This window comes from Hephaestia caeni (genome assembly GCF_003550065.1).
Lineage (GTDB): Bacteria > Pseudomonadota > Alphaproteobacteria > Sphingomonadales > Sphingomonadaceae > Sphingomonas > Sphingomonas caeni_A.
Genome location: NZ_QXDC01000002.1, coordinates 684,235 through 708,672, shown reverse-complemented (window position 1 = coordinate 708,672; position 24,438 = coordinate 684,235). Strand labels below are relative to the sequence as shown.

21 protein-coding genes, 2 tRNA genes and 1 pseudogene are annotated in these 24,438 nt (G+C 65.0%); 10 read left to right on the top strand and 14 right to left on the bottom strand.

The features are described 5' to 3' along the window. Positions 1 to 300 precede the first annotated feature (300 nt). Both DFR49_RS03195 and DFR49_RS03190 read left to right on the top strand, forming a co-directional pair. Positions 301 to 858, top strand: a complete 558-nt coding sequence (locus tag DFR49_RS03195) for a helix-turn-helix domain-containing protein (RefSeq protein WP_232037390.1) — start codon at positions 301 to 303, stop codon at positions 856 to 858. Positions 859 to 904: 46 nt separating this feature from the next. Continuing rightward, the gene (locus DFR49_RS03190) at positions 905 to 1,573 is read left to right on the top strand and encodes a MobA/MobL family protein (protein ID WP_013846814.1); all 669 of its coding nucleotides are present in this window, start codon (positions 905 to 907) and stop codon (positions 1,571 to 1,573) included. A 59-nt stretch (positions 1,574 to 1,632) separates the two neighbouring features. Here the strand turns inward: DFR49_RS03190 and DFR49_RS03185 are convergent, their stop codons facing one another. The 5 genes and pseudogenes from DFR49_RS03185 to DFR49_RS03165 form a co-directional block, all read right to left on the bottom strand. Beyond that, positions 1,633 to 3,102: an efflux transporter outer membrane subunit gene (locus DFR49_RS03185; protein WP_232037391.1), complete on the bottom strand. Its 1,470-nt coding sequence runs from the start codon at positions 3,100 to 3,102 to the stop codon at positions 1,633 to 1,635. 77 nt (positions 3,103 to 3,179) lie between these two features. After that, complete coding sequence (locus DFR49_RS03180; RefSeq protein ID WP_013846812.1) at positions 3,180 to 4,316, bottom strand: ABC transporter permease; 1,137 nt, start codon at positions 4,314 to 4,316, stop codon at positions 3,180 to 3,182. Beyond that, positions 4,316 to 5,443, bottom strand: a complete 1,128-nt coding sequence (locus DFR49_RS03175; RefSeq protein ID WP_013846811.1) for an ABC transporter permease — start codon at positions 5,441 to 5,443, stop codon at positions 4,316 to 4,318. The genes DFR49_RS03180 and DFR49_RS03175 overlap by 1 nt, the downstream gene beginning before the upstream one ends. Continuing rightward, positions 5,440 to 7,239: pseudogene (locus DFR49_RS22495) on the bottom strand (ATP-binding cassette domain-containing protein). The gene DFR49_RS03175 and the pseudogene DFR49_RS22495 overlap by 4 nt, the downstream one beginning before the upstream one ends. Next, complete coding sequence (locus DFR49_RS03165) at positions 7,236 to 8,234, bottom strand: HlyD family secretion protein (protein WP_013846809.1); 999 nt, start codon at positions 8,232 to 8,234, stop codon at positions 7,236 to 7,238. The pseudogene DFR49_RS22495 and the gene DFR49_RS03165 overlap by 4 nt, the downstream one beginning before the upstream one ends. A 103-nt stretch (positions 8,235 to 8,337) precedes the next feature. Between DFR49_RS03165 and DFR49_RS03160 the strand changes: the two genes are divergently transcribed. Both DFR49_RS03160 and DFR49_RS03150 read left to right on the top strand, forming a co-directional pair. Further along, entirely contained in the window at positions 8,338 to 9,021 is a 684-nt protein-coding gene (locus DFR49_RS03160; RefSeq protein ID WP_013846808.1) for a TetR/AcrR family transcriptional regulator, read from the top strand. A gap of 518 nt (positions 9,022 to 9,539) precedes the next feature. After that, positions 9,540 to 9,755: a helix-turn-helix transcriptional regulator gene (locus DFR49_RS03150; RefSeq protein WP_013846807.1), complete on the top strand. Its 216-nt coding sequence runs from the start codon at positions 9,540 to 9,542 to the stop codon at positions 9,753 to 9,755. Positions 9,756 to 10,043: 288 nt separating this feature from the next. Here the strand turns inward: DFR49_RS03150 and DFR49_RS03145 are convergent. The 6 genes from DFR49_RS03145 to DFR49_RS03120 form a co-directional block, all read right to left on the bottom strand. Then, positions 10,044 to 10,119: transfer RNA gene (locus tag DFR49_RS03145), tRNA-Lys, on the bottom strand. A 99-nt stretch (positions 10,120 to 10,218) separates the two neighbouring features. Continuing rightward, positions 10,219 to 11,331, bottom strand: coding sequence for a rod shape-determining protein RodA (rodA, locus tag DFR49_RS03140; protein ID WP_119034425.1), 1,113 nt, complete (start codon positions 11,329 to 11,331; stop codon positions 10,219 to 10,221). Beyond that, a complete protein-coding gene (mrdA, locus tag DFR49_RS03135; RefSeq protein WP_119034424.1) occupies positions 11,328 to 13,418 on the bottom strand; it encodes a penicillin-binding protein 2 in 2,091 nt (696 codons plus the stop codon). Before mrdA ends, rodA begins: the two co-directional genes overlap by 4 nt. Then, positions 13,415 to 13,933: a rod shape-determining protein MreD gene (gene mreD, locus DFR49_RS03130; protein WP_245968211.1), complete on the bottom strand. Its 519-nt coding sequence runs from the start codon at positions 13,931 to 13,933 to the stop codon at positions 13,415 to 13,417. Before mreD ends, mrdA begins: the two co-directional genes overlap by 4 nt. Beyond that, entirely contained in the window at positions 13,930 to 14,847 is a 918-nt protein-coding gene (locus tag DFR49_RS03125; protein WP_119034422.1) for a rod shape-determining protein MreC, read from the bottom strand. Before DFR49_RS03125 ends, mreD begins: the two co-directional genes overlap by 4 nt. A 35-nt stretch (positions 14,848 to 14,882) precedes the next feature. Next, complete coding sequence (locus tag DFR49_RS03120) at positions 14,883 to 15,923, bottom strand: rod shape-determining protein (protein WP_119034421.1); 1,041 nt, start codon at positions 15,921 to 15,923, stop codon at positions 14,883 to 14,885. A 146-nt stretch (positions 15,924 to 16,069) separates the two neighbouring features. Here DFR49_RS03120 and mutL point away from each other — a divergent pair, with 146 nt between their 5' ends. Then, positions 16,070 to 17,833 (top strand): DNA mismatch repair endonuclease MutL, encoded by a 1,764-nt coding sequence (mutL, locus tag DFR49_RS03115; protein WP_119034420.1) that lies wholly within the window; start codon positions 16,070 to 16,072, stop codon positions 17,831 to 17,833. Between the two features lie 124 nt (positions 17,834 to 17,957). On the opposite strand, the gene DFR49_RS03110 is transcribed toward mutL, so the two are convergent. Together DFR49_RS03110 and DFR49_RS22360 are read right to left on the bottom strand one after the other, a co-directional pair. After that, on the bottom strand, positions 17,958 to 18,581 hold the full coding sequence (locus DFR49_RS03110; protein WP_119034419.1) for a retropepsin-like aspartic protease family protein: 624 nt from the start codon (positions 18,579 to 18,581) through the stop codon (positions 17,958 to 17,960). Between the two features lie 104 nt (positions 18,582 to 18,685). Next, positions 18,686 to 18,817 (bottom strand): hypothetical protein, encoded by a 132-nt coding sequence (locus tag DFR49_RS22360; protein ID WP_281271728.1) that lies wholly within the window; start codon positions 18,815 to 18,817, stop codon positions 18,686 to 18,688. A 104-nt stretch (positions 18,818 to 18,921) separates the two neighbouring features. Here DFR49_RS22360 and DFR49_RS03105 point away from each other — a divergent pair. The 5 genes from DFR49_RS03105 to clpX all read left to right on the top strand — a co-directional run bounded on the left by DFR49_RS03105 (position 18,922) and on the right by clpX (position 23,896). Then, positions 18,922 to 19,006: transfer RNA gene (locus tag DFR49_RS03105), tRNA-Leu, on the top strand. Positions 19,007 to 19,063: 57 nt separating this feature from the next. Beyond that, the gene (gene tig / locus DFR49_RS03100; protein WP_119034418.1) at positions 19,064 to 20,719 is read left to right on the top strand and encodes a trigger factor; all 1,656 of its coding nucleotides are present in this window, start codon (positions 19,064 to 19,066) and stop codon (positions 20,717 to 20,719) included. A gap of 114 nt (positions 20,720 to 20,833) precedes the next feature. Beyond that, positions 20,834 to 21,766, top strand: coding sequence for a glycosyltransferase family 2 protein (locus tag DFR49_RS03095; RefSeq protein WP_119034417.1), 933 nt, complete (start codon positions 20,834 to 20,836; stop codon positions 21,764 to 21,766). Between the two features lie 61 nt (positions 21,767 to 21,827). Then, positions 21,828 to 22,538: an ATP-dependent Clp endopeptidase proteolytic subunit ClpP gene (gene clpP / locus DFR49_RS03090; protein WP_119034416.1), complete on the top strand. Its 711-nt coding sequence runs from the start codon at positions 21,828 to 21,830 to the stop codon at positions 22,536 to 22,538. Between the two features lie 92 nt (positions 22,539 to 22,630). Beyond that, positions 22,631 to 23,896, top strand: a complete 1,266-nt coding sequence (gene clpX / locus DFR49_RS03085; RefSeq protein WP_119034415.1) for an ATP-dependent Clp protease ATP-binding subunit ClpX — start codon at positions 22,631 to 22,633, stop codon at positions 23,894 to 23,896. A 64-nt stretch (positions 23,897 to 23,960) separates the two neighbouring features. Here the strand turns inward: clpX and DFR49_RS03080 are convergent, their stop codons facing one another. Beyond that, positions 23,961 to 24,317 (bottom strand): VOC family protein, encoded by a 357-nt coding sequence (locus DFR49_RS03080; protein WP_119034414.1) that lies wholly within the window; start codon positions 24,315 to 24,317, stop codon positions 23,961 to 23,963. Positions 24,318 to 24,438 lie beyond the last annotated feature (121 nt).

Sequence of the window (24,438 nt, the reverse complement as noted above, 5' to 3'; positions counted from 1 at the left end):
CCATGCTGGCGCCCCGCGCCATGGTTGATGAATACTTAATGGTCCGAAGTATCAGGTCCGATTCGACTTGAACCCTCGGAACACGATCTGAGTGATTTGAAACGAAGAGGATTGCAACAGGACCCGGCAGCGTAGTGCCTGAAATGGCGATATTAGCCGTAAATATGCGAACTTAGCCTTATAAACTCGCTTTCGGGATCACATGGCCTGATCCGGTGCCGGTTCGACAATGAAGTTCCTGAATGATCCGATGTGGAGGAAACGGGAAATTATCTGCCCATTGCGCGTCAGAAAATAAATATGCTCGCGCATCCGTTGCAAATGAGCAGAAATATTCCTCTAAAATCATCGGCATCTATTCTTGATGCCGACCGCTTCGCGATTCTACCTTCGCCGGATAACCCACAGAGCCCGACGGGCCGAACCGGGGAGGAAGGACATATGGCATCCGATGGAAAATTCGCCGACGTCGACCTGTCGATCTTCAAGGAACTCAAGAAGCTCTCCGGCGAGAAGATCAGGCAGGCGCGAAAGGCGCTCGGTTTGACGCAGCTGGAGGTCGCCACCGAAATGGGCGGAAGCCTGCGCTGGTATCGCGCGATCGAGTCCGGCGATCCGGGGATAAGGCTGGAGGATCATCTGATCGCACTGCTCCGGCTCGGTGCATCGACCGCGCATATCGCGCTGCCTGTCCTCTATGCGGGCCAACGCATGCGGTTCCCGCGGCAACTGATCCACGGCGACCTCGCCTACATCGAGCGCAAGTGCATCGAGGCGATCTCGGACGCGGTGATCACCGGGTTGAAACAGGACCTCTTGCCGGAATGGTCGCGGAACGACGGGAAGGACCGGTCATGAAAATTGACGGTCCGGTTCGGGCGTGACGCTGGGACAGGAGGAAAAGATGGCGATCTTTCATTTCCATGTGAATATCATCAGCCGCGGCGCTGGACGCAGCATCGTCGCGGCCGCGGCCTGGCAAAACAGCTGCCGGCTGTACGATGAGCGCTACGGCCGGTTTTCCAATTTCGCGAACAAGCGGGCGGTCGCCTGGTCGGCGCTGATACTGCCGTCCGGGGCCCCCGCGCAGTGGGAGGATCGCGAGTGTTTCTGGAACGCATTGGCAGCAGCCGAAATCCGCAAGGACGCGCAGCTCGCCAGGCAGTTCGACGTCGCGCTGCCCGATGAACTGGACCTGCCGGCGTCGATCGCGGTCCTGCGGCGTTTCGCCAGCGAGATATTTTGCGTCGCGGGTTTTGCCGCCGACCTGACGCTGATCGAGATGGGCGACACGCCCAGGGGCAAGCGCCACCATGGCTATCTGCTGATACCGACCCGTCCGATCGTTGACGGGCTGTTTGGCCAGAAACCGCGCGAATGGAACAGTCGCGGGAAGCTGCTCGACATCCGTGCCGCTTGGGCGAGGGTCCTGAACGATAAGTTCGCGGCGCTGGGATATGATGTCCGCGTCGATCATCGATCCAATGAAGAACGTGGCATTAAGGCGGCACCGGTTGCGCATATCGGCGTGGCCCGCAAGCGCATCGCGGCGCGCGCCCGGCAAACATCCTGACAACACCTTACGTTGATGAACATCGGTGGCTTTGCTCATCGCCGCTTCTGGCGCCGCACTCAATTCGCTTTAGCTGCCGTCGATTCCGATGCGTTCCCGATCGCCTTGTTGAGCGCGGCATAGCGGGTTGCGAGGCGCCCATTGCTGTCCGCCAGATCGCGCGACGCCTGCAGCATCGTCCGCTGGCTGTCGATGACGTCCAGCCAGGTGATGACCCCGCCCCGATAGCGCGCGGATGCCAGATCGAACGCGGCCCGCGCGCTGTCGAGCCGCGCGGCCAGCATCGCGTTCTGCTGCTGCTCGGCGGTATAGCCATTGAGCGCATCGTCGATCTCTTGCCAGGCCTGAAGCACGGTCTGCTGGTAGGAGACCGCCGCTTCCTTCTGCTCCAGCTCGCGAAGCTGGACGACGCGCTTGCGCCGCCCGCCATCGAACAGCGGCAGGCTGACGCTCGGCCCGATCGACCAGGCGCGGCTCGCCCAGTCGAACAGGTTCTCGGCTCGATAGGATTCGAGGTTGAACCCACCGCCGAGGCGGATGCTCGGATACATGTCCGCTTTGGCGACACCGATATTGGCAGTGACGCTGTGCAACCGGGCTTCTGCCGCGCGGATATCAGGCCGGCACAACGCGATCTCGGAGGGAAGGCCGAGCGCCAGATCGGGCAGCGCGGGCTTGCCGGCATCGGCCACCGGCTTCAGCAGATCGCCTAGGGCGCCGGGCCGTTCCCCCAGCAGCAGGGCGATCTGGTTGGCCTGCGCGGCTTCCTGGGCGAGCAGCGCGGGCAGTTGCGCCTCGATCCCCTGCAATTCGCTACGCTGGCGTTCGAGATCGAAGTGATTGTTAATCCCACCCGTGGTGCGGGCCGAGAGAAGATCGGTGCGTTCCTTGAGCGCCGTGATGTCCTCCCGCGCGAGCGCAATCTTGCGCTGGGTCGCGCGCAGATCGAAATAATTGCGCGCGACGTCGCTGGCAAGGCTGAGCCGGGCATGATCGAGCAGCGCGGCCTGCTGCGCGACGCCCGCATCGGCCGCCTCGAGCGACCGCCGGACCTTGCCCCAAAGGTCGAGCTCCCAGGAGGCGTCGAGCCCGGTCTGGTAGAGCGTGAACGGCTCGCTCAATAGCTTGACCAGGGCATCCCGATCAGAACCTGACGAGGAGCTCGATACCACGTTGAGCAGCCGCGTACTGGCGCCATGTTCGCTCTGGCGCTGGCGCGACACCTGCCCGCTGGCATTGATCTGCGGCAAGCCCTGCACCGCCGCGCTACCACGCTGGACGCGCGCCTGCGCGACGTGCAGCGCGGCGGTCTGGAGGTCCGGGCTCGCGGCGAAACCGCGGCGCACCAGTTCATCCAGCACGGGATCATTGAACGCCCGCCACCAATCGGCAGGCAATGTGGCGTCCGTGCCGATGGCCCCATGCAGGCTGGCGTCGCCGCTGCGCCAACTCGTCCAGTCGGCGGGCGCGGAGGGCGCCGGCTTCGTGAAGTTCGGTCCCATGGTGCAGCCGGCCAGGGCAAGTGCCATCAGGGAAGAAGCAATTGCCTGCCGGATCGGGATGCTAGATGCGGGCGGAATGAAGGGCATGGCGAAAGTCCAGTTCATCAGGCGAGGCGGTTGCGGAAGAGCCATGCGGCGAGCGGCAGGGTAATGGCTGCCACCACCAGCATCGGCACGAAGTCGAGGGCGACATCGGCGAAGACCGCGCCCTCAAGATAGATGCGGCGCACCATATCGATGCCGAAGCGCAGCGGATTGACGTAGGTGATGAGTTGGAGGATCTGCGGCATGTTGCGCACCGGCGTCAGCATGCCCGACAACAGCATCAACGGCATCACCAGCAGGAAGGTATAGAGCATCGCCTGCTGCATGGTGAGCGACAGGGCCGAGATCGACATGCCGATGCCGACACCCGCGGCCGTGAACGTGACGAGCCCCAGATAGAGCAGCCAGTAGGAACCGTTCATCGGAATCTCGAACCAGAAGCGGATGATGAGCAGGATGATGGTCGACTGGATGAGGCCGACGAGGATCGAGGGAATAGCCTTGCCGATCAGGATCTGCATCAGACCCAGCGGCGTCACCAGCAGCTGGTCGAACGTTCCCTGTTCGCGCTCGCGCGCGACGGACAGCGCCGACAGCAGCAGGGTCTGCAAAAAGCTCAGCGCCGCGATCATTGCGGGCATCAGCGTCCAGCGCGATTCCAGGTTCGGATTATACCAGGCCCGCCGCTCGACGGTGATCGGCGGGCTGCCGCCCAACGAGCGGCCATAATCGGCAACGATCGCGCCGATCTGGCCTGCCGCCGCCCCCGCCGTCGAACTGTTGCGGCCATCAAGGATGATCTGGATCGGCGCGGTATCGCCCACGGTCAACCGATGCTCGAAGTCGGACGGGATGCTGATCGCGAGCAGCACCTTGCCGCTGTCGATGAGGTCGCCGATCTGCGCGTTGGACGCGAGCGCCGCCTCGCGCCGGAACACGCCGGTGCCGTCGAGCCGCGCAAGCAATTCGGTGGAGGCGGCGCTACGGCTCTGGTCGACCACCGCATAGGGCACATGGGTCAGGTCGTAGGTCGCGCCATAACCGAACAGCAGGGCCTGCATGAGGGCCGGGGCGAACAGGATCGTGCGGTTGGCGGGATCCTTGACCAGCGCCAGTATCTCCTTGCGGACGAGCGCGAAGGTCTGGGCGAGCCAGGCGATGAAGTCGGCGCCGAGTGTCAGTCCAGCAACGCGCATCAGTCCAGCCTCTTGCGCAAGGTGCGCCCGGTGACGAAGGCCAGCAGGACGCCGTAGGCGGCGAGAATCGCGCAATTCTTGAGGACCATTGGCCAGATCGTCCCGGCGAGGAACAGCGATTTCACCAGCTCCATGAAGTGCGTTGCGGGCAGAAGCTGGCTGACGATCTGGATCACCAGCGGCACATTGCGCAGGTCGAAGACAAAGCCCGACAGCATCATCGCCGGCATGAAGCTCGCCAGCAGCGCCATCTGGCTGGCGGCGAACTGGTTACGGGTCGTTCCCGAGATGAACAGGCCGAGCAGCAGCGCGACGATCAGGTAGAGCAGCGAGGCGACAATGATGACGAGGAGCGAGCCGCGGATCGGCACCTCGAACAGGAAGCGCGCTGATATCAGGCAGACGCCCATATCGATCGCGCCGATCACCACATAGGGCGCAAGCTTGGAGAGCACGAGCTCCAGCGGGCGAACCGGGGTCACGAACAGCGATTCCAACGTGCCGCGCTCCCATTCCCGCGCAATCAGCAGCGAGGTGAGGAACGCGCCGATCAGGGTCATCACCAGCACGAGGAGGCCGGGCACCAGATACCAGGTGCTGACGCCCGCCTCGTTGAACCAGGTGCGCTGCACCAGCGTGATACCGCCTCCCGATCCGCTACCGGATCGATCCATTATATGGCGAGAGGCTGTCTGGATCCCGCCGTTCACATAGCCTTCGATTGCGGACGCTGTCGTCGAATCCGCGCCGTTGACGATAAGCTGTATCCGCGCATCGCCCGCGGCTCGGCGCTGGGAGAAATCGACCGGCACACGCACGATGCCCTCGACCTTATGCGCGCGGATCAGCCTGACGGCCTCGTCCATGCTCGCGGCTGCGACGGGCACGAGATAGGGTGAGCCGCCGATCCCCGCGACCGCTTCCTGAGCGGCGGGGGAGCGATCCTCCAGCACGATCGCGACCGGCGCATCCTTCACGTCGAAGGACAGGCCGTAGCCGAACAGCAAGATGAGCGCGAGCGGCAGCAGCAGACCGACGAACAGGTTGCTCTTGTCGCGCAGGAGCTGGCGCACTTCCTTGCGGGTCAGCGCGATCAGCCGCCTGTGGAAGCCTGAGGCGCTGCTCATGCGGCCACCTTCTCATTGGTTTGGCGGGCACGGTTCTGTTCGACGATGGCGATGAAAGCCTCGTTCATGTCGCTTGCGTCGTCGCCGGCCTGTTCGCGCACCTCGGCAGGCGTTCCGAGCGCGAGCAGTTCGCCGGCATCCTGGATGGCGATGCGGTCACAATATTCCGCTTCTTCCATGAAATGGGTGGTGATGATGATCGTGACGCCGCCCTGCGCCAGGCTGGTGATCGTGCGCCAGAAGGCGCGGCGCGCGAGCGGGTCGATGCCGCTGGTCGGCTCGTCGAGGAAGAGGATGTCGGGCTCGTGCAGCAGCCCCGCCGCCATGGCGAGCCGCTGCTTGTAACCGACCGGCAGGATGCCGCTCTGCGCCGACGCATCAAGATCGAACTGCGCGATCACCGCCTTGACCCGCTCGCGTTTCCGCTCGCCGCGCAGACCATAAGCGCCGGCGAAGAATTCGAGATTCTCCCTGACCGAGAGGTTGCCGTAGAGCGCGAACTTTTGGCTGACATAGCCGATCCGTGCCCGCGCCTTGGCGCGTGCCGTGCGCAGATCGACACCCGCCACCTCGAGATGACCGCTGGTCGCCGGGAGCAGGCCGCACAGCATGCGAAATGTGGTGGTCTTGCCCGCGCCATTGGGGCCGAGCAGCCCGAAGATCTCACCGCGCTGCACGTCGAAGGACGTGCTGGCAACGGCAGTGAAATCGCCGAACTTGCGGACGAGATCCCGCACGACGATCACTGGCCCGTCCCGTTCCCCGGCAGATGGCGACGCGGTTTCGGCCGTACCGTACCGATCCCCGTCTTCCTTGTTCGTGTTCGCATCATCGGCTGCTTGTGCCGGCTCGTTCTCATGCTCGCGCAACAGCAGCATGAAGGCGTCTTCGAGTTCGGCGTCGCGTGGCTAGACCCTTGTGTCGGACAGCAGGTCGGCCAGCGCTGCTTCGTCGCATTGCGGCCTGCGAATGAAATGAACGTCGCCGCCCTTGGGAACCGCATCGATGATCCGGTCCGGTGCATCGATCAGGCGGGCCTGGAGAACCCGCGCGGGCCGATCCGGCAAGGCGTCGGCCACATAACCGAGGCCTTCGGCCCTCTTTCGCAGCGCATCCGGCGGGCCGTCGGCCAGTATCCTGCCGTGATGGAAAACGAAAATCTGCCCGCAGCGCTCGGCTTCGTCCATGTAAGCGGTGCTGACGATGACGCTCAATTGCTCGTCGGCGATGAGCTGGTCGATGATCTTCCACAGGTCCCGGCGCGAGAGCGGATCGACCCCGACGCTCGGCTCGTCGAGCAGCAGCAGGTCGGGCGAGCGCACCAGCGTGCAGGCTAGCCCCAGCTTCTGCTTCATGCCGCCCGACAGCTTGCCCGCCGGCCGGTCGGTGAAGCGCGCCATGTCGGTCATCTCGAGCATCCGGCCGAAGCGCTCGCGGCGCACCTCCTGCGGCACGCCGTGGAGGTCGGCGTAGAGATCGAGATTTTCCTGGACGCTCAGATCCTCGTAGAGGCCGAAGCGCTGAGGCATATAGCTGATGCGGTTCTGCACCGATTGCGGATCGGCGCGCACGTCGATGCCCAGCACATTGAGGCTGCCCTCGTCGGGGCGCAGCAGCCCCGCCATCATTCGCATGAGCGTGGTCTTGCCCGCGCCGTCGGGACCGACGAAGGCGGTCAGCTCGCCCGCGCGGACGGTCAGCGAGATGTCGTCGATCGCATCGAACGGCTTGCCGTCGGGCGCATCGAAGCGTTTTCGCAAGCCCTCGATCGCGACCGTTATGTCGGGCTCGCTCACCGCGCCGCGCCGCCATTGCCGGTATTGATCCGCACCGTCACCGGCTGCCCAAGCCGCAGGCGGTTGGCCTTGTCCTCGACCTGCACCCGGACCTCATAGACGAGGCTGGTCCGCAGTTCCTCGGTTTCGACCGACTTGGGCGTGAATTCGGCGACCGACGAGATATAGCCGATCCTGCCGGGCACCGGTTGATCGGGCATGCTGTCGCTGACCACGCTCGCCGCCATGCCCGGCTTGATGCGGCCAAGGTCGGGCTGGTTCACATAGACCCGCACCCATTTGGGATCAGCGAGGGCGATGGCGAACACCGCCTTCTGCGGCGAGGCCATGTCGCCCGGTTCGAGCAGGCGCGAGCGCACCACCCCATCGACCGGCGCGCGCAGCACGCCCTGGTCGATCCGGTGCTGGAGCAGCGCGACCTGCGCCTGCGCCGCCTTCACCTGGGCTTCACCACCCGCGACATCTTCCGCCCGCGGGCCACGCCGGGCAAGGCGGAGCGCTTCGGCCTGTTCGCGCGCCCTTGCCCGCGCCGCCACTGCCGTCTTGCTGGCATGATCGACATCCTGCGCGCTGACCCCGCGCCCCTGGGTCGAGGCGGCAATGCCGCGAAGACGCGCGAGATCACCTTCCGCGCGCGCCGCCTCGGCTTCCACCGACGTCAGGCGCGCCTGGGCCTGGGCGATTTCCTCCGGCCGGGAGCCATTGCGCAGGCGCAGCAGATTCTGCCGCTGCACCTCGCCCTGGGCTTTGGCTTCCTCGGCCTGCAGGTTGAGCGACACGGTATCGAGCGTGGCCAGGATGCTTCCCGCCTTCACGCTGTCACCTTCCTCCGCCCGCACTTGTGCGATGCGGCCGCTGTCCTCGAACGCGAGCGAAACCTGCCGCACATCGACATTGCCCTGAAGGACAAGTTCGGTCTTGCCGGCATCTTTCCCGCCACACCCACTCAGCGCCAGTCCGGCCATGCCGAGGATACTAAGGGTGCGATTGTGCATGTGACGACTCCGGACGGTGAGGACTGCGGCGAAAAGAATGTTAGTCTAAATCGGATTTAATGTTCGACTTGTCCTACAATCTGATCCGGTTCAAGAGCAAATCATGAATGGCAAACCCCTCCGAGGCCCCCGGTCGGACGGTGCGGCGACCCGCGCGCGCATATTGGAAAGCGCTGGCACATTGTTCGCGTCGCAGGGGCTGGCCTCTACCACGAGCAAGGCGATCGCCGCGAAGGCGGAAGTCGACCTTGCCTCGATCAACTATCATTTCGGCAATCGCGATGGCCTCTACCGGGCCGTGCTGGTCGAGGCGCATCGACGGTTTGTACGGCTTGAGGAACTCGAGCGGATATCTGCAAGCCAGGTGATGCCCGAAGAAAAGCTTGGCACGCTGCTCGATGCCATCGTCGGCCGCCTCGCCGGGCCCTCGCATTGGAGTACTGCCGTGCTGGTTCGGGAACTTGCGGCGCCGTCCGCGCATTTTGCCGTCCTGCGCGACGAGGAAGCGCCGCCCAAGCTTCGCGTCGCGCTGCGGATATTGAGCGACGTGAGCGGGATACCCATCGGCGCGCCGGAACTGCTCTGCTGCCTGATCAGCGTGGCCGCGCCATGCGCCATGCTGCTGATCGCCGGCGATAACCTGCCCGCACCGGGCAGGGACATATTGCGGATCGATCGCCGGGCGCTGGCGGACCATTTGCATCGTTTCGCGCTCGCGGGCCTGAACGCTGCCGGGCAGGACTATCGCGCGCGCCATGAGGAAGACAATGCCCAATTGCCAGCCTGACATTCATCCGCGCCAATCCGGGCGGACAGCCGCATTTGTCTTTGGCTTCGTCTTCCTTCTGAAGGCAGTTCTTCGTCGGCTATGGCGAGAATCTGTTCGACTATGACCGCAATGCGACACGCCTCAGGATCGGCGTGGTATTGGCGCGGTAGCCTTGGCGTCCTAGCCTCGTGTAAGGCTATAAAGCACCGAGAGCCGACAAGTAGGCACTGGATTGCCCAAAAATGCGATCTTGGCCCCTTTGGGGACTTTCCGTGAAATGCTAACCTGACATTGCGTTGTGGTCTCCCCGCGCTGCCCGACGGGTCAGCGATCCATGCACTATTTCAATCAGAATGCTTCTGGCCGAGTGTGGCGCCCTTTTGCACCCTGTGGTCGCTGCATCGTCCGATCATCTCAGAGTTATCGGAAGAGGAGGGGGAAGGGAGAAAGCGCAAGCCGTGGAGAGATCGCTGCCGGTAGCTCCATTTCCCCAATCGCGCCTCTGGAGTCAGCAGACGGTCAGATTGGATGTTACCATGCCTGACCTGCTCGCGTTCTCCGACCTGAAGGCGAAGGGCATTCCTTTCACCCGGCAGCATGTAGCACGCCTGATCAAGCAAGGGCGGTTTCCCGCGCCGATAAAGTTGGGCGTCGGGACAAACCGCTGGATATCGTCCGAAATCGACGACTGGATCGATCTGCGTAAAGCCGATCGCGACGCATTATTGAAAGCGCGTGAGGCACGCGCCTAGGACCGCAGGGGCAATTCGCCCATCGCCAACGGTGTAGAACAGCCTCTGGCTGAACTCCGCGCGTTATCTGAACACGCGAATCGCCCGTACCCGCGGTGCATCCATGCGGGTGCCAGTCATGTCGTGACGGGATGCGGCCCCCGGGCATCAGCTGTGCCGGCACTTTTTTGAACATCCTGGAGCCGCGCATCACATGGAATCTGTAGCGCAGTTTGTAGCGCAAAACGCAAAAAGAGAAAATCACCTTGCGGCGATTTCCTTGCATACTATTGATTTCACTAGAGAATTTGGTGGACGCACTTGGGCTCGAACCAAGGACCCGCTGATTAAGAGTCAGCTGCTCTACCAACTGAGCTATGCGTCCATGCCCGGGATCGCGTTCGTCGTGCGAGCGCTATGCCGTTGCGGAAGGCGGCCAACTAGCATCGCTTCTGCTGGTTGCAAACCCCCTTCGCGCACTTTTTCAGAGGCGCGGGGACTTGCGGTTGTTGCGGTCGATCGACATCAGGATGCCGAGGCACATCAGCACCGTCATCTGCGCCGATCCGCCATAGCTGAACAGCGGCAGCGGAATGCCCACCACCGGTGCCAGGCCCATCACCATCGCGAGGTTGATCGCGACGTAGAAGAAGATCGTCGAGGCAAGCCCCGCCGCGGCGAGTTGCCCGAAACGGCTGCGGGCGCGCAACGCGACGTTGATGCCCCAACCGATCACCAGGAAGAAGGCGAGGATCAGCAGGCAACCGCCGACGAGGCCCCATTCCTCGGCCATCGTCGCGAAGGCGAAGTCGGTCTGACCCTCGGGCAGGTAATCGAGATGGCTCTGGGTGCCGTTGAGATAGCCCTTGCCGAAGATGCCGCCCGATCCGATCGCGATCTTCGACTGGCTGATGTGATAGCCCGCGCCCAGCGGATCGCTTTCGGGGTCGAGGAAGATCAGCACGCGATCGCGTTGGTAATCGTGGAGGAGGAAGTTGACCGCGAGCGGCGCGGCGATCGCAAACGCCAGCGCGCCGCCGATGAACAGCCGCAACGGCACCCCGGCGAGGAACATCACCGTCGCCCCGCTCGCGCAGATCATCAGCGCCGTTCCGAGATCGGGCTGGAGCATCACCAGCACCGCGGGAACGCCGATCAGCACCGCGGCGGGGACGAGTGAGGCATATCGGCGTGTTTCGTTGGGCGGCAGCATGTCGTAGAATTTCGCCATTGCCAGCACGATGCACGGCTTCATCAGCTCGGACGGCTGGAGCCGGATGGGGCCGAGATCGAGCCAACGCTGGCTGCCGCCGCGAACGGCGCCGAGCAGTTCGACGAGGATCAGCAGCACGACCAGCCCGACATAGGCCGGGAGCGCGCCCATGCTCCACACCTGTTCCCTGATCCGCGACATCACCATCGCGCCGACCAGGAAGACGATCAGCCGTATCCCCTGCGGGATCACCCACGGGCGCACGCTGCCGCCCGCGGCCGAATAGAGCATCATCAGGCCGAAGCCGCCGATCATCAGCGTGAGCAGGATGACCTTCCACGGCAATTGCGCAAGCGGTTCGGGGACGACGTCGAGCGGCCTCATCGCGCGTCCCCGCCGCTGCCCGCCTCAGGGGAGCCCGTTTCCGCGGGTGAATCGCCGGCGGCGGTGTTGGCGACGGCTTCCGCGCGGGCATCGGCCTGGGCGGTGGCCTGTTCGACCGCATCGGAGCTTGTCGGCGCGGCGGCGTCGAGTTCGGTGCCGGCGGGGATCAATTCGGCGTGTGCGGCGCGATAGGCGGCTTCCTGCGTCGCCATGCGGGTGCCGATATCGCCGCCCCAGGTCTTTTCCGCGACGTCGAGCGCGGTGATCGCGCGAGGGCGGTCGAACAGATAGGTGAAGACGTCGCGGGCGATCGCCGGTGCGTCGAGATTGCGGATGAGGTGGGCGTTGTGTTCGAGCACGATCGCCAGCGCATAGCGCGGATTGTCCGACGGCGCGAAGCTGATGAACAGCGCGTGGTCGCGCAGCTTGAAGGGAAGCGCGGCGTTGTTGAGCACCCCCGTCCGTCGCTCGGCCATCGTGATCCGCCGTACCTGCGCGGTGCCGGTCTTCGCCGAAACATCGATACCGGGAAGGTAAAGCCGTGCCGCACCGGCGGTGCCGCCGTCGTTGACCGCAGCGTACATCGCATCGCGCACGATCGCGAGATGCTGGGGGTCGAACGCAAGCCCGGGCGCAGCGCCGTGGGGCTGATCGATGATCATGCGCGGCACGACCTTGCGCCCCGAGCCGAGCCGAGCCGCCATCACCGCGAGCTGGAGCGGATTGGCAAGGACGTACCCCTGGCCGATCGAGGCGTTGATCGAATCGGCCACCGTCCATTTGGTGTGATATTTCTTCAGCTTCCAGGCGCTGTCGGGGACTGTGCCGTAACGCTGCGACGGGAAGGGTATATCGAATTCCTGCCCCATGCCCAGCATCCGGGCGGTGGGCGCGAACGCGTCGTACCCCAGATCTCGCGCCATCTGGAAGAAATAGACGTCGCAGCTTTGCGCGACCGCGCGGCGCATGTCGACATGGCCATGCCCGCCACGCCGCCAGCAATGGAACAGCCCGGTGCCGACCCGCAAGGCGCCGCCGCAAAACACTGTCTGTTCGGGCTTGATCCCCGCACGAAGCAGCGCCAGCGCATTCATCGGCTTGACGGTCGAGCCCGGAGGATAGAGCCCTTGCAGCACCTTGTTCATCAACGGAACGTGATCGTTTTCCGACAGCATGTTCCATTCAAGATGGCTGATCCCGTCCGAAAAGGCGTTGGGGTCGTACGACGGCATCGAACACATCGCGAGCACGTCGCCGGTCAGGCAATCGAGCACCACCGCCGAGCCCGAATTGGTGCCGAGCCGCCGCGCGGTATATTCCTGAAGGCCCGCATCGATCGTGAGGCGCACCGTCTCTCCGGGCTGGTCGGGCCGGGTCGCGAGTTGACGCACGAGCCGGCCGCGCGCCGTCACTTCCTCTCGCTTGGCGCCCGGTTTTCCGCGCAGCCGATCCTCTAGCGAACGCTCCAGCCCGTCCTTGCCGATCTTGAAGCCGGGGGTGACGAGCAGGGGATCCTTGGTCTTTTCGTATTCCTCGGCCGAGGCGGCGCCGACATAGCCGGTGAGATGCCCGACCGCGGGGCCGGCCGGATAGTTGCGGGCGAACCCTTGCGTCCGTGCGACGCCGGGTAGTTCGGGCATCCGCACGCTGACCGCGGCGTAGCGTTCCCAAGGCAGGTTCTCCGCCACCTGAACCGGCTGAAACCCCGCGGCCTGCTTCAGATCGGCCTGGATGCGATCCATGTCTTCGGGCGTGAGTGCGAGCAATTCCTGGAGGAGCGCCAGCGTGCGTTCCTTGTCTTCCAGCCGATCGGGGATGATGTCGACGCGGAAATCGGTGCGGTTATCGGCGATTGGATGACCGTTGCGATCGACGATCCAGCCCCGGCGCGGCGGGATCACCGTATTGTTGATGCGATTGCTTTCGGAAAGCAGTTGGTAATGCTCGTTCTCTGCGATCGACAGCCACGCCATCCGCCCGGCGAGGACGACGCCCATCGCGGCCTGCGCGCCGCCGAGCATCATCGCCCGCCGGCTGAAGCTGAAGTTCTGCTGCGCCTGGTTGATCGTGCGCGTCAGCTTGGTCATGCGCGCAGGCGAACGCGATCGAGCCGCCCGACAAATCGCGCGATCAGGGGAAACAGAAGGATCGACACCAGGATCTGCAACGCCAGGATCGTATCGACATGCGCCGCGATTGGCGAGGCCAGCGCGCGGCCCGCGAGCAGGACAAAGCCGATCGCCCCCGCCGCGATCAGCCAATCCTGCCAGAAATCACGGAAGACGAGGCGGATTTCGATCAACTCGATGACGAAGAAGCATATCGTCCACAACAGTATCGCGCTTCCGAAGGGCTGGCCGCTCAGCAGATCGTCGAACAGGCCGAGCAGCACCGGCGACCATATCTTGAGCGATTCGGGGCGTAGCAGCCGCCACGCCAGCAGCATCATCAGCCCGAACGGCGGCAATAGCCCGCCGGGGAAGATCACCGGGATGATCGTGACGAGCGATCCCAGCATCACCGATACGGCCGGGATGATCCAGGTGCGCGGCGAGACACGCCTCGCGTCCGGATCGACTCCCATAGGGACGATCGCGCTCATGGCGTCGGCGCCGGTGTTGGGGGCATGGCCCCGGCAGCGGGCGCGTTCTGCGAGGGCGGCAAGGGCGGCGGCAACGGGAAGAAGGCACGCTGGACCATCGCGACGTCGAGCGTGCCGGGTTGAGCGAACGGGCGGGCGATAGCACTGTCGCGCCCGACCCGCAGCACGCGCGCGACGGGAATATCGGGCGGGTAGATGCCCCCGGTGCCCGAGGACATCAGGACGTCGCCCGGCTTGGGCAACGGATCGCCCATGCTGACCGGCTTGATCTCGACCAATCCGTCGCCGCGGCCGGTCGCGATCGCGGGCAGGCCGTCGCGCGTGCGGCGCACGGGAACGACGCTGTCGGGATCGGTGATGAACAGGATGCGGGCGACATCCGGTCCGGCTTCGAGCACGCGCCCGATCAATCCTTCCGGCCCGCGCACGGGCTGGCCTTCGCGCACGCCCTGGCTGCGGCCCGCGTTGAGAAGGCCGAACCGCCGGGTGCTCGATGCCGATGAGCTGACGATCCGCGCCACCGCGACCGCGTCGCTCGTCCGTTCGCGCAGGGCCAGCAGCGTCTTGAGCCGACGATTGTCATAGGCGAGCGTTCGCGCGCGCATCAGCAACTCGCGATTGTCGGTGATCTGCTTCTTGAGCCGCCGGTTCTCGCTCACCGTGCCGAAATGATCGCCGATCGCTTGCGGAATCGAGACGAGGCCGCGCGTTACCGAGGAAAATGCCGTCGACACCGGCGCGGTCGCTTCCGCCGCCGCCATCCGCAGCGAGGCGAAGCCCGTCGGATCGATCGCCGAGACGACGAGCAGGATCGCACCGACGAGCGCGCCCGCGGCGGCGATCACATAGCCGAGGAAGAGACCGTATTGCGCCCGCCGTGAAAATCCCGGGCGCCGGTTCTTTGGCGGCGCCATGCCTCGTATCCCCCGTCCCGCTGGAACGATATCGATCAGGCGTTCACCAATACGCCGCGATAGACCGGGTCTTCAAGCGCGCGCCCAGTGCCCAGCGCGACGCAGGTGAGCGGTTCCTCCGCGATCGTCACCGGCAGGCCGGTCTCGTCGCGCAGCACCTCGTCGATGCCGTGGAGCAGCGCGCCGCCGCCGGTGAGCACGATGCCCTGATCGACGATGTCGGCGGCGAGTTCGGGCGCGGTATTCTCGAGCGCGATCCGCACGCCTTCGACGATCGTGCCGACCGGTTCGGAAAGCGCCTCGGCGATCTGGCCCTGGTTGATCTGGATTTCCTTGGGCACGCCGTTGACGAGATCGCGGCCTTTGATGTGGATCGTCTCGCCGATCCCGTCGTCGGGCGCCTTGGCGACGCCGACTTCCTGCTTGATCCGCTCGGCGGTGGCTTCGCCGATCAGAAGATTGTGGTTGCGGCGCACATAGCTGACGATCGCCTCATCCATCTTGTCGCCGCCGACGCGCACCGAAGTGGTGTAGGCAAGGCCGCGCAGGCTGAGCACCGCGACCTCGGTGGTGCCGCCGCCGATATCGACGACCATCGACCCGATCGGCTCGGTGACGGGCATGTCGGCGCCGATCGCTGCGGCCATCGGTTCCTCGATCAGGAAAACCTGGCTGGCACCCGCATTCTGCGCGGCATCGCGGATCGCGCGGCGCTCGACCGAAGTCGAGCCCGACGGCACGCAGATCACGATCTGCGGCCAGCGCATGAATTTGCGGCCGCCATGCACCTTGCGGATGAAATGCTTGATCATCTCCTCGGCGACGTCGATGTCGGCGATCACGCCGTCGCGCAGCGGGCGAATCGCCTGGATGCTGTCGGGGGTCTTGCCCATCATCAGCTTGGCGTCGTCACCAACTGCCTTGACCCGCTTGACGCCGTTCAGCGTTTCGATCGCGACCACCGACGGTTCGTTGAGCACGACGCCGCGCCCCCTCAAATACACCACGGTGTTCGCGGTGCCGAGGTCGATCGCCATATCGTGCGACATCATCTTGAAGAAGCGGGAGAAGAACATCGGTCGAGTTGGTCCGTCGCTGGCCGGGGTCAGTCCGGCGGTTCGCACAAGTGATCACGTCTGCCGCGCGAGCCTGGAAATCCACGCGCGGGCTCTGGGGTCGATGCGGCTCGCGGGACGCCGCCGCTTGGGCTAGGACGGGTGTCATGTCAATACGTCGCCTGCCCGAACATCTCGTCAACCGGATCGCCGCCGGTGAAGTGGTCGAACGCCCCGCCAGCGCGTTGAAGGAACTCGTCGAAAACGCGATCGATGCGGGGGCAACCCGGATTGCGGTAACGCTTGCTGCTGGCGGGATCGATCTGATCGATGTGGCCGATGACGGCTGTGGAATGGCGCCGGCCGAGATGCGCCTCGCGCTCGAACGCCATGCAACCTCCAAGTTGCCCGACGACGCGATCGATCGGGTGACGACGCTGGGCTTTCGCGGCGAGGCATTGCCCTCGATCGCGAGCGTCGCGCACGTCACGCTCGAAAGCCGGGTGCGCGGGGCCGAAGGCTGGCAGCTCGTGATCGACAACGGCCGGATTGCGAGCGAAGGACCGGCAGCGCTGCCGCCCGGCACGCGGGTGCGGGTCGAGCGGCTGTTCGAACGCGTGCCCGCGCGGCGCAAGTTCCTGCGCACCGCGCGCTCCGAATATGGCGCCTGTCTCGATGCGCTGCGGCGGCTGGCGATGGCGCGGCCCGATATCGCTTTCAGCCTCGAGCATGACGGGCGCCGGGTGTTCTCGGTCGCCGCGGTCGAGGGGCGGCCCGATCGGGTGGCCGCGCTTACCGATAGCGCGCTGGTCGACAATTGCGTCGCGATCGATCTCGATCGCGAGGGGCTCAGGCTGGGCGGGATCGCGAGCCTGCCGACCTTCAACCGCGGCGTCGCCGATCACCAATATCTGTTCGTCAACGGCCGGCCGGTGAAGGACCGGCTGCTCGCCGGGGCGGTGCGCGGCGCCTATGCCGAATTGCTCGCGCGCGATCGGCACGCGGTGGTGGCGTTGTTCCTCGATGTGCCTGCCGATGCGGTCGACGTGAACGTCCACCCGGCCAAGACCGAGGTGCGGTTCCGCGAGCCCGGCATGGTGCGCGGGCTGATCGTCAGCGGGCTCCGTCGTGCCCTCGATGCCGAGGGTTTCCGCAGTGTGCAGCGGCCGAGCGAGGCAGCGCTCGGCATGTGGCGGCCCGAACCGGCCGCGCCCCCGGCGCCGACCTTGTGGGGCGAGCAGGGCGGGGCGGCTGGCACCCCCGCGATGGTCGCCGATCGCCGATCGTCGTTTGCGCCGCCGCCGCAGGCGCGCGCCGAGCCGGCTTATGCGCCGCCGCCCGAATCGACGAGCTTCCCGCTCGGGGTCGCGCGCGGGCAGGTGGCCAAGACCTATATCGTCGCCGAGGCCGAGGACGGGCTGGTGATCGTCGATCAGCACGCCGCGCATGAACGGCTGGTGCTCGAACGGTTGCGGGCGGGTATGGCGGGGCAGGGCGTGTCGAGCCAGGCCTTGCTGCTGCCCGAGGTCGTCGAGATCGACGAAGCGGGGTGCGACCGGCTCGAGGCGCGCGCCGGGGAATTGGCGGAGCTGGGGCTTCAACTCGAACGGTTCGGCCCACGCGCGATGCTGGTGCGCGGCGTGCCGGGGCCCCTGGGGCAGAGCGACGTCCACGGCCTGATCGCCGATCTCGCCGACGAACTCGGCGCTTATGACGATGCGCTCAGCCTCAAGGAGCGGATCGATCACGTCGCCGCGACGATGGCGTGCCACGGTTCGGTGCGTGCGGGGCGCGTGCTGTCGGTCGCCGAGATGAACGCGCTGCTCCGCGAGATGGAGGCGACCCCGCATTCGGGCCAGTGCAACCACGGCCGCCCGACCTGGGTGAAGCTGGCGCACGGCGATATCGAGAAGCTGTTCGGGCGGCGCTGATTTTCCCTCTCCCATTTGGGAGTGGGAGGGTGAGGTCGATGCCCCGCACGCGTCTCGCCCTCACCAAGCTGCGCTAGCCGCTGGCGCGGCAAGCTTTGCTATCCTCTCCCGGTGGGAGAGGAATTCAGCTCGTCTCTCGCTCTTGCGGGTGATGCGGCACGAGGATCAGCGTGCGGCCCTCCACGCGCCACGAGGCCAGCCGCGACAGGAAATTCATACCCAGCACATTGGTGTCGCCGAACGCGGGCGAGGTCACCACCGGGAGATCGCGCGCGACGATCGTGCCGAAGCGCAATTCGGTGACGGTGGCCGCCCGGGCGGAGATCGAGCCGTTGGCAGTCTTGAGCACGATCGGGAACAGTTCGTCCTCTACTTTGATTCCGCTGGCCCCAACCGTATCGATCGAGAGCGCGGTGATCGTGGCCCCGCTGTCGATCAGCAATCGCCGCGGCACGCCGTTGATCGTCGCGCGCGCCCAGAAATGGCCATCGGGCGACATCCGGATGCGCACCTCGTCGCCCACCACCTGCTGATCGCCGATATCGAGCAGTTCGGCGACGCGCGCGAAATACGGGTCGAAGCGGCTGCGCTGATCGAGCACGATCAGCAAAACCCCCACCATCAGCAGCGTGATGGCGATGTTCACCGCGATGCGGATCGCGCGCACCCGCCGCGCGGCGAGCAGGACGACGAAGACGATCGCGAGGACGATATAAAGCGCGGGATGCGACGCCGGATCGGGGATCATGCCGCCAATCTAGAGACTATCCCGGCGAATTGAAGCGCGACCGTTCACGGCTTGCTCCATCACCACCGCGCTCGAACTGCGGCGCCTCGGCAAGGACTCTCTGTCTAGGGCATCGGCAGTGGGGGCGGTTGCGGTGCGGGATCGGGCACGTCGATATCGGGCCGGGGCGGATCGATCTCGGGCGGGGGCGCCGGCGGATTGACCGGAGGGGTCGGTTGCGGGGGCTGGGTAGCCATGTCGCTTCTCCTTGTCGCTTCCCAACGAAACAAGCTTGCTCCGGTTGCCTCTGGACCATGCGCGTATGGCTGCTATAGACGCCGCCGACCTCGCGCTGACCGATGCGGGCGTGGCGGAACTGGTAGACGCGCCGGATTTAGGTTCCGGTATCGCAAGATGTGGGGGTTCGAGTCCCTTCGCCCGCACCAGATTCGTCGTCCGAACGCGGCGCACATCCGATTCTTCCAAGCAAGGGCTTCGAGCGAATGCAGACTGTCGAGACGTTGAACGAGGGCCTGAAGCGCGCCTATACGTTGACCATCACCGCCAAGGACATCGACAAGCGCGTCGATGCCGAGGTCAAGCGCGTTGCCCCGCAGGTGCGCATGCCCGGCTTCCGCCCCGGCAAGGTGCCGACCAACCTCATCCGCCGGATGCACGGCGAGGCGCTGATGCAGGACGCGCTCAACAGCTCGATCCAGGAAGGCGTGCAAAAGGTGATCGCCGATCACAAGCTGCGCCCGGCGATGCAGCCGTCGGTCGAACTCGGCGACGGTTATGAGGCCGGCAAGGATGCCGAGATCAAGATCGCGCTCGAGGTGCTGCCCGATGTGCCCGCGCCCGCGATCGACGGGATCACGCTCGAACGGCTCACCGTGCCCGTCGACGACGCCGCGGTCGACGCGCAGCTCGAAAAGTTCGCGAGCCAGCAGAAGCGCTGGGACGACGCCGCCAAGACCCACAAGGCGAAGACGGGCGACCTCGTCGTGATGGATTTCGTCGGCAAGGTCGACGGCACGCCCTTCGACGGCGGCACCGGCGAGGATATGTCGGTCGAGATCGGCTCGGGCCGCCTCATCCCGGGCTTCGAGGACCAGATCGTCGGCGTCAAGGCGGGCGACGAGAAGACCATCGAGGTCACCTTCCCCGAGGATTACAATGCCGAGCATCTCCAGGGGAAGCCGGCCACGTTCGATCTGAAGATCAAGACCGTGCGCACCGCCAAGGATGCGGTGATCGACGAGGAACTCGCGACCTCGCTCGGGCTCGAAAGCCTCGATCAGTTGAAGGGGCTGCTCAAGGGCCAGATCGAGCAGGAGCACAACAACCTCACGCGCACGCATATGAAGCGCAAGCTGCTCGATCAGCTCGCCGCGGGCCACGATTTCCCGGTGCCGCCGTCGATGGTTGAGGCCGAGTTCCAGCAGATCTGGGCGCAGCTCGAGCATGAGGCGAGCCATGAGGAAGACCCCAAGGCCGCGCTCGCCGAAATGGAGGCCGAGCGTGACGAATATCATGCGATCGCCGAACGCCGCGTGCGCCTCGGCCTGCTGCTCTCCGAAATCGGCCAGGCCAACGGCGTCGAGGTGACGCAGCAGGAAATGAGCCGCCTGATCATGCAGGCCGCGCAGCAATACGGCCCCGAGGATCGCGAGCGCTTCATCCAGTACGTCCAGCAGGAGCCGATGGCCGCCGCCCAGCTCCGCGCGCCGCTGTATGAGGACAAGGTCGTCGATTTCCTGTTCGAGAAGGCCGATGTGACCGACCGTGACGTGACCCGCGAGGAAATCGAGGCCGCGATCGAATCGGAAGAGGGTTTCTCGACCGGCACCCACAGCCACGATCACGACAACCACAAGCCCGGCCAGAAGTCCGCGGCGAAGAAATCGGCGGCCAAGAAGTCCACCGCCGCCAAGCCCAAGGCCGAGGAGCCCGCGAAGAAGGCCCCGACCAAGGCGGCGCCGTCGAAGGACGACAAGCCCGCCAAGAAGCCCGCCGCCAAGGCGAAGGCCGAGGCGCCGGTAAAGGATGCTGCACCGAAGAAGGTGCCCGCGGCGAAGGCGGCGACCAAGGCGGAAGCGACCGAGAAAAAGCCGGCCGCCAAGAAGCCTGCCGCCAAGAAGGCACCGGCGAAAAAGTAAACGGGATCGTCATGCCGGACTTGTTCCGGCATCCGCGGTGGGGCAGGAATCGCGATTGCGGCGTCTGCCGCCCGTTGGGCCCCGGAATCGGCTCGGGGTGACGAAGGGGGCGACGTGACGGATCCGACCATCGCAGTCCTGCTGCCCTGCTACAACGAGGAAGCCGCGATTCGGCAGACGATCGCGGGTTTTCGCGCCGCACTGCCGCACGCGGCGATCTACGTTTACGACAACAACAGCCGCGACGGCACGGTGGCCGAGGCGCGCGCAGCGGGCGCGATCGTCCGCACCGAGCGGATGCAGGGCAAAGGCCATGTCGTGCGCCGCATGTTCGCCGACGTCGACGCCGACATCTACGTCATGGCCGATGGCGACGCGACCTATGATGCAGCCTCGGCGCCCACGCTGATCGCGCGCTTGCGCGACGAGCAACTCGACATGGTGGTCGGCAGCCGCGTCGGCGAGGCGGCGGAGGCATATCGGCGCGGACATCGCTTCGGAAACCGGCTGCTGACGGGGATGCTCGCGCGATTGTTCGGGCGAAGTTTCGGCGACATCCTGTCGGGCTATCGCGTGTTCTCGCGACGCTTCGTCAAGAGCTTCCCGGTGCTGTCGACCGGGTTCGAGATCGAAACCGAGATCAGCGTCCATGCGCTCGAACTCAAGATGCCCGTCGCCGAAATCGACACGCCCTATTTCGCGCGGCCTGAGGGCTCCGAATCGAAGCTCTCCACCTATGGCGACGGTCTGCGCATTCTGCGCACGATCGTCAGTCTCTACCGGATCGAACGGCCGATGCTGTTCTTCGGGGCGATCGGCATCCTGTTCGCGCTCGCCGCGGTGATCCTGGCGGCACCGCTGGCGGTGACGTACATGCATACGCATCTGGTGCCGCGCCTGCCCACCGCGATCCTCGCCACCGGGTTGATGATCCTCGCCTGCCTCAACGTCTTCGCCGGGCTGATCCTCGACACCGTCGTGCGCGGCCGGCGCGAGGTTCGCCGCCTCGCCTATCTCGCCCAACCGGCGCCGAAAGGCGGGGGTTGAACTCATTCGCGGCAGCGCCGATGTAGGCACTCCATAGGGGCATAAGGACCTGAGATTTTCCATGCACAATCCGTTTGAAACCGGCGATTTCGCAAATCCGCTCGCCCAGGCCGGCGTCGGCCTGCGCCAGACCAGCGCAGGGCTCGTGCCGATCGTGATCGAGCAGTCGAATCGCGGCGAGCGCAGCTTCGACATCTTTTCGCGGCTGCTGCGCGAGCGGATCGTGTTCGTGACCGGCGGCGTCGAGGACCAGATGGCCTCGCTCATCACCGCGCAGTTGCTCTTTCTGGAGTCCGAGAACCCCAAGAAGGACGTCTATATGTACATCAACTCGCCGGGCGGGGTCGTCACGGCGGGGATGGCGATCCACGATACGATGCAATATATCCGCCCGCGCGTCGGCACGGTGTGCATCGGCCAGGCCGCCTCGATGGGCAGCTTCCTGCTCGCGGCCGGCGAGCCCGGCATGCGCGTGGCGCTCAGCAACGCGCGGATCATGATCCACCAGCCCTCGGGCGGCGCGCAGGGTATGGCGAGCGATATCGAGATCCAGGCCCGGGAAATCCTGCGCATCCGTGCGCGGATGAACGAGCTCTACGCCAAATATACCGGCAAGCCGCTCGAGGAGATCGAGAAGGCGATGGATCGCGACAAGTTCATGTCGTCGGACGAAGCGAAGGAATTCGGCCTGATCGACGAGGTGTTCGACAAGCGGCCCGCACCCGCCGACGATGCGTCGGATGTGGCGAAGCTGCCGAGCGACAAGGCGTAACCGCGTATTTATGTGATTGTGGTAGGGAGCGTTGCCGGTTTAGAATACCGGCCGCTCGAACGCGCCCAGTAACTGGCGCAAGGATGGATTGAATGACGAAACTCAGCGGCGGCGATTCGAAAAGCACGCTCTATTGCTCGTTCTGCGGCAAATCGCAGCACGAGGTGCGCAAGCTGATCGCCGGGCCGACGGTGTTCATCTGCGATGAATGCGTCGAACTGTGCAACGACATCATCCGCGAGGAAACGAAGTCGGCGCTGGTCTCGAAGAAGGACGGCGGCGTCCCCACGCCGCAGGAAATCTGCGACGTGCTCGACGATTATGTGATCGGGCAGAAGCAGGCCAAGCGCGTGCTCTCGGTCGCGGTCCACAATCATTACAAGCGGCTCAACCACGGCGCCAAGGGGGCCGATGTCGAGCTTGCCAAGTCGAACATCCTGCTGGTCGGCCCCACCGGCTGCGGCAAGACGCTGCTCGCGCAGACGCTGGCGCGCATCCTCGATGTGCCGTTCACGATGGCCGATGCGACGACGCTGACGGAGGCGGGCTATGTCGGCGAGGATGTCGAAAACATCATCCTCAAGCTGCTCCAGGCGTCGGACTATAATGTCGAGCGGGCGCAGCGCGGGATCGTCTATATCGACGAGATCGACAAGATCAGCCGCAAGGCGGAGAATCCCTCGATCACCCGCGATGTATCGGGCGAGGGCGTCCAGCAGGCGCTGCTCAAGATGATGGAGGGCACGGTTGCCTCGGTTCCGCCGCAGGGCGGGCGCAAGCATCCACAGCAGGAATTCCTCCAGGTCGACACGACCAACATCCTGTTCATCTGCGGCGGCGCGTTTTCGGGGCTGGAAAAGATCATCGGCGATCGCCTGCAAGGCAAGTCGATCGGTTTCGGTGCCTATGTCGCGGCGCCCGAGGAGAAGCGCACCGGCGAGGTGCTGCGCCAGGTCGAGCCCGAGGATTTGCTCAAGTTCGGGCTGATTCCCGAATTCGTCGGGCGTCTGCCCGTCATCGCGACGCTCGAAGATCTCGATATCGATGCGCTGGTGAAGATCCTGACCGCACCCAAGAACGCGCTGGTCAAACAGTATCAGAAGCTGTTCGACATGGAGGAAGTGGGGCTCGGCTTCACCGACGACGCGCTGGTGATGGTCGCCAAGAAGGCGATCGACCGCAAGACCGGCGCGCGCGGGTTGCGCTCGATCCTCGAGGGCATCCTGCTCGATACGATGTTCGAGCTGCCGGGCATGGACGGCGTCGACGAGGTGATGATCGACAAGGACGTGATCGAAGGCCGCAAGGAACCGATCCGCGTCTATGCCAAGAAGGAAAAGGCCGGCGACGCCGCCTGACGGAGCGTTACCGAACGAGAGATGGGGAGGGCGTCGATCTCACGGGATCGGCGCCCTTCGCATGTCAATCGATGATCCGCCCCACCCGCACGAGCAATCCGCTGGGATCGCTCACGGCGAACTCGTAGGTTCCCCAGGGTTTTCGGGCGGGCGTGCCTTGTTCGATGATTCGATCGCGGACGCGCTCCGCTATCGCATCGACGTCCTCGACATAGAGGTAGAGCCCAAACGGGTTGTCCTCGATAGTCTTCGGCCAGCCTGGTGCCCGGGTAAGGTGCAGGTGCCAGCCGCGGCCGTCGGCAAGAATACGATAATGGTCGTAATCGCTGACCACGTCGAAGCCGAGCTTTCGATAGAAGGCTTCGCTGGCGTCGATGTCGCTGGTCGGCACGATTGCGACTGCCTGGTGTGTGTCGCCCATGAATGTGCTCCCGATGGCCTGTTCCGAAGCGCATCATGCCGATCGCAGCTTGGCTGAGCGAGACAGAAAGCGCAGGCTATGCGGGGTTTTCGGACAATGACGGGCAGAAGTCCGGGAGATG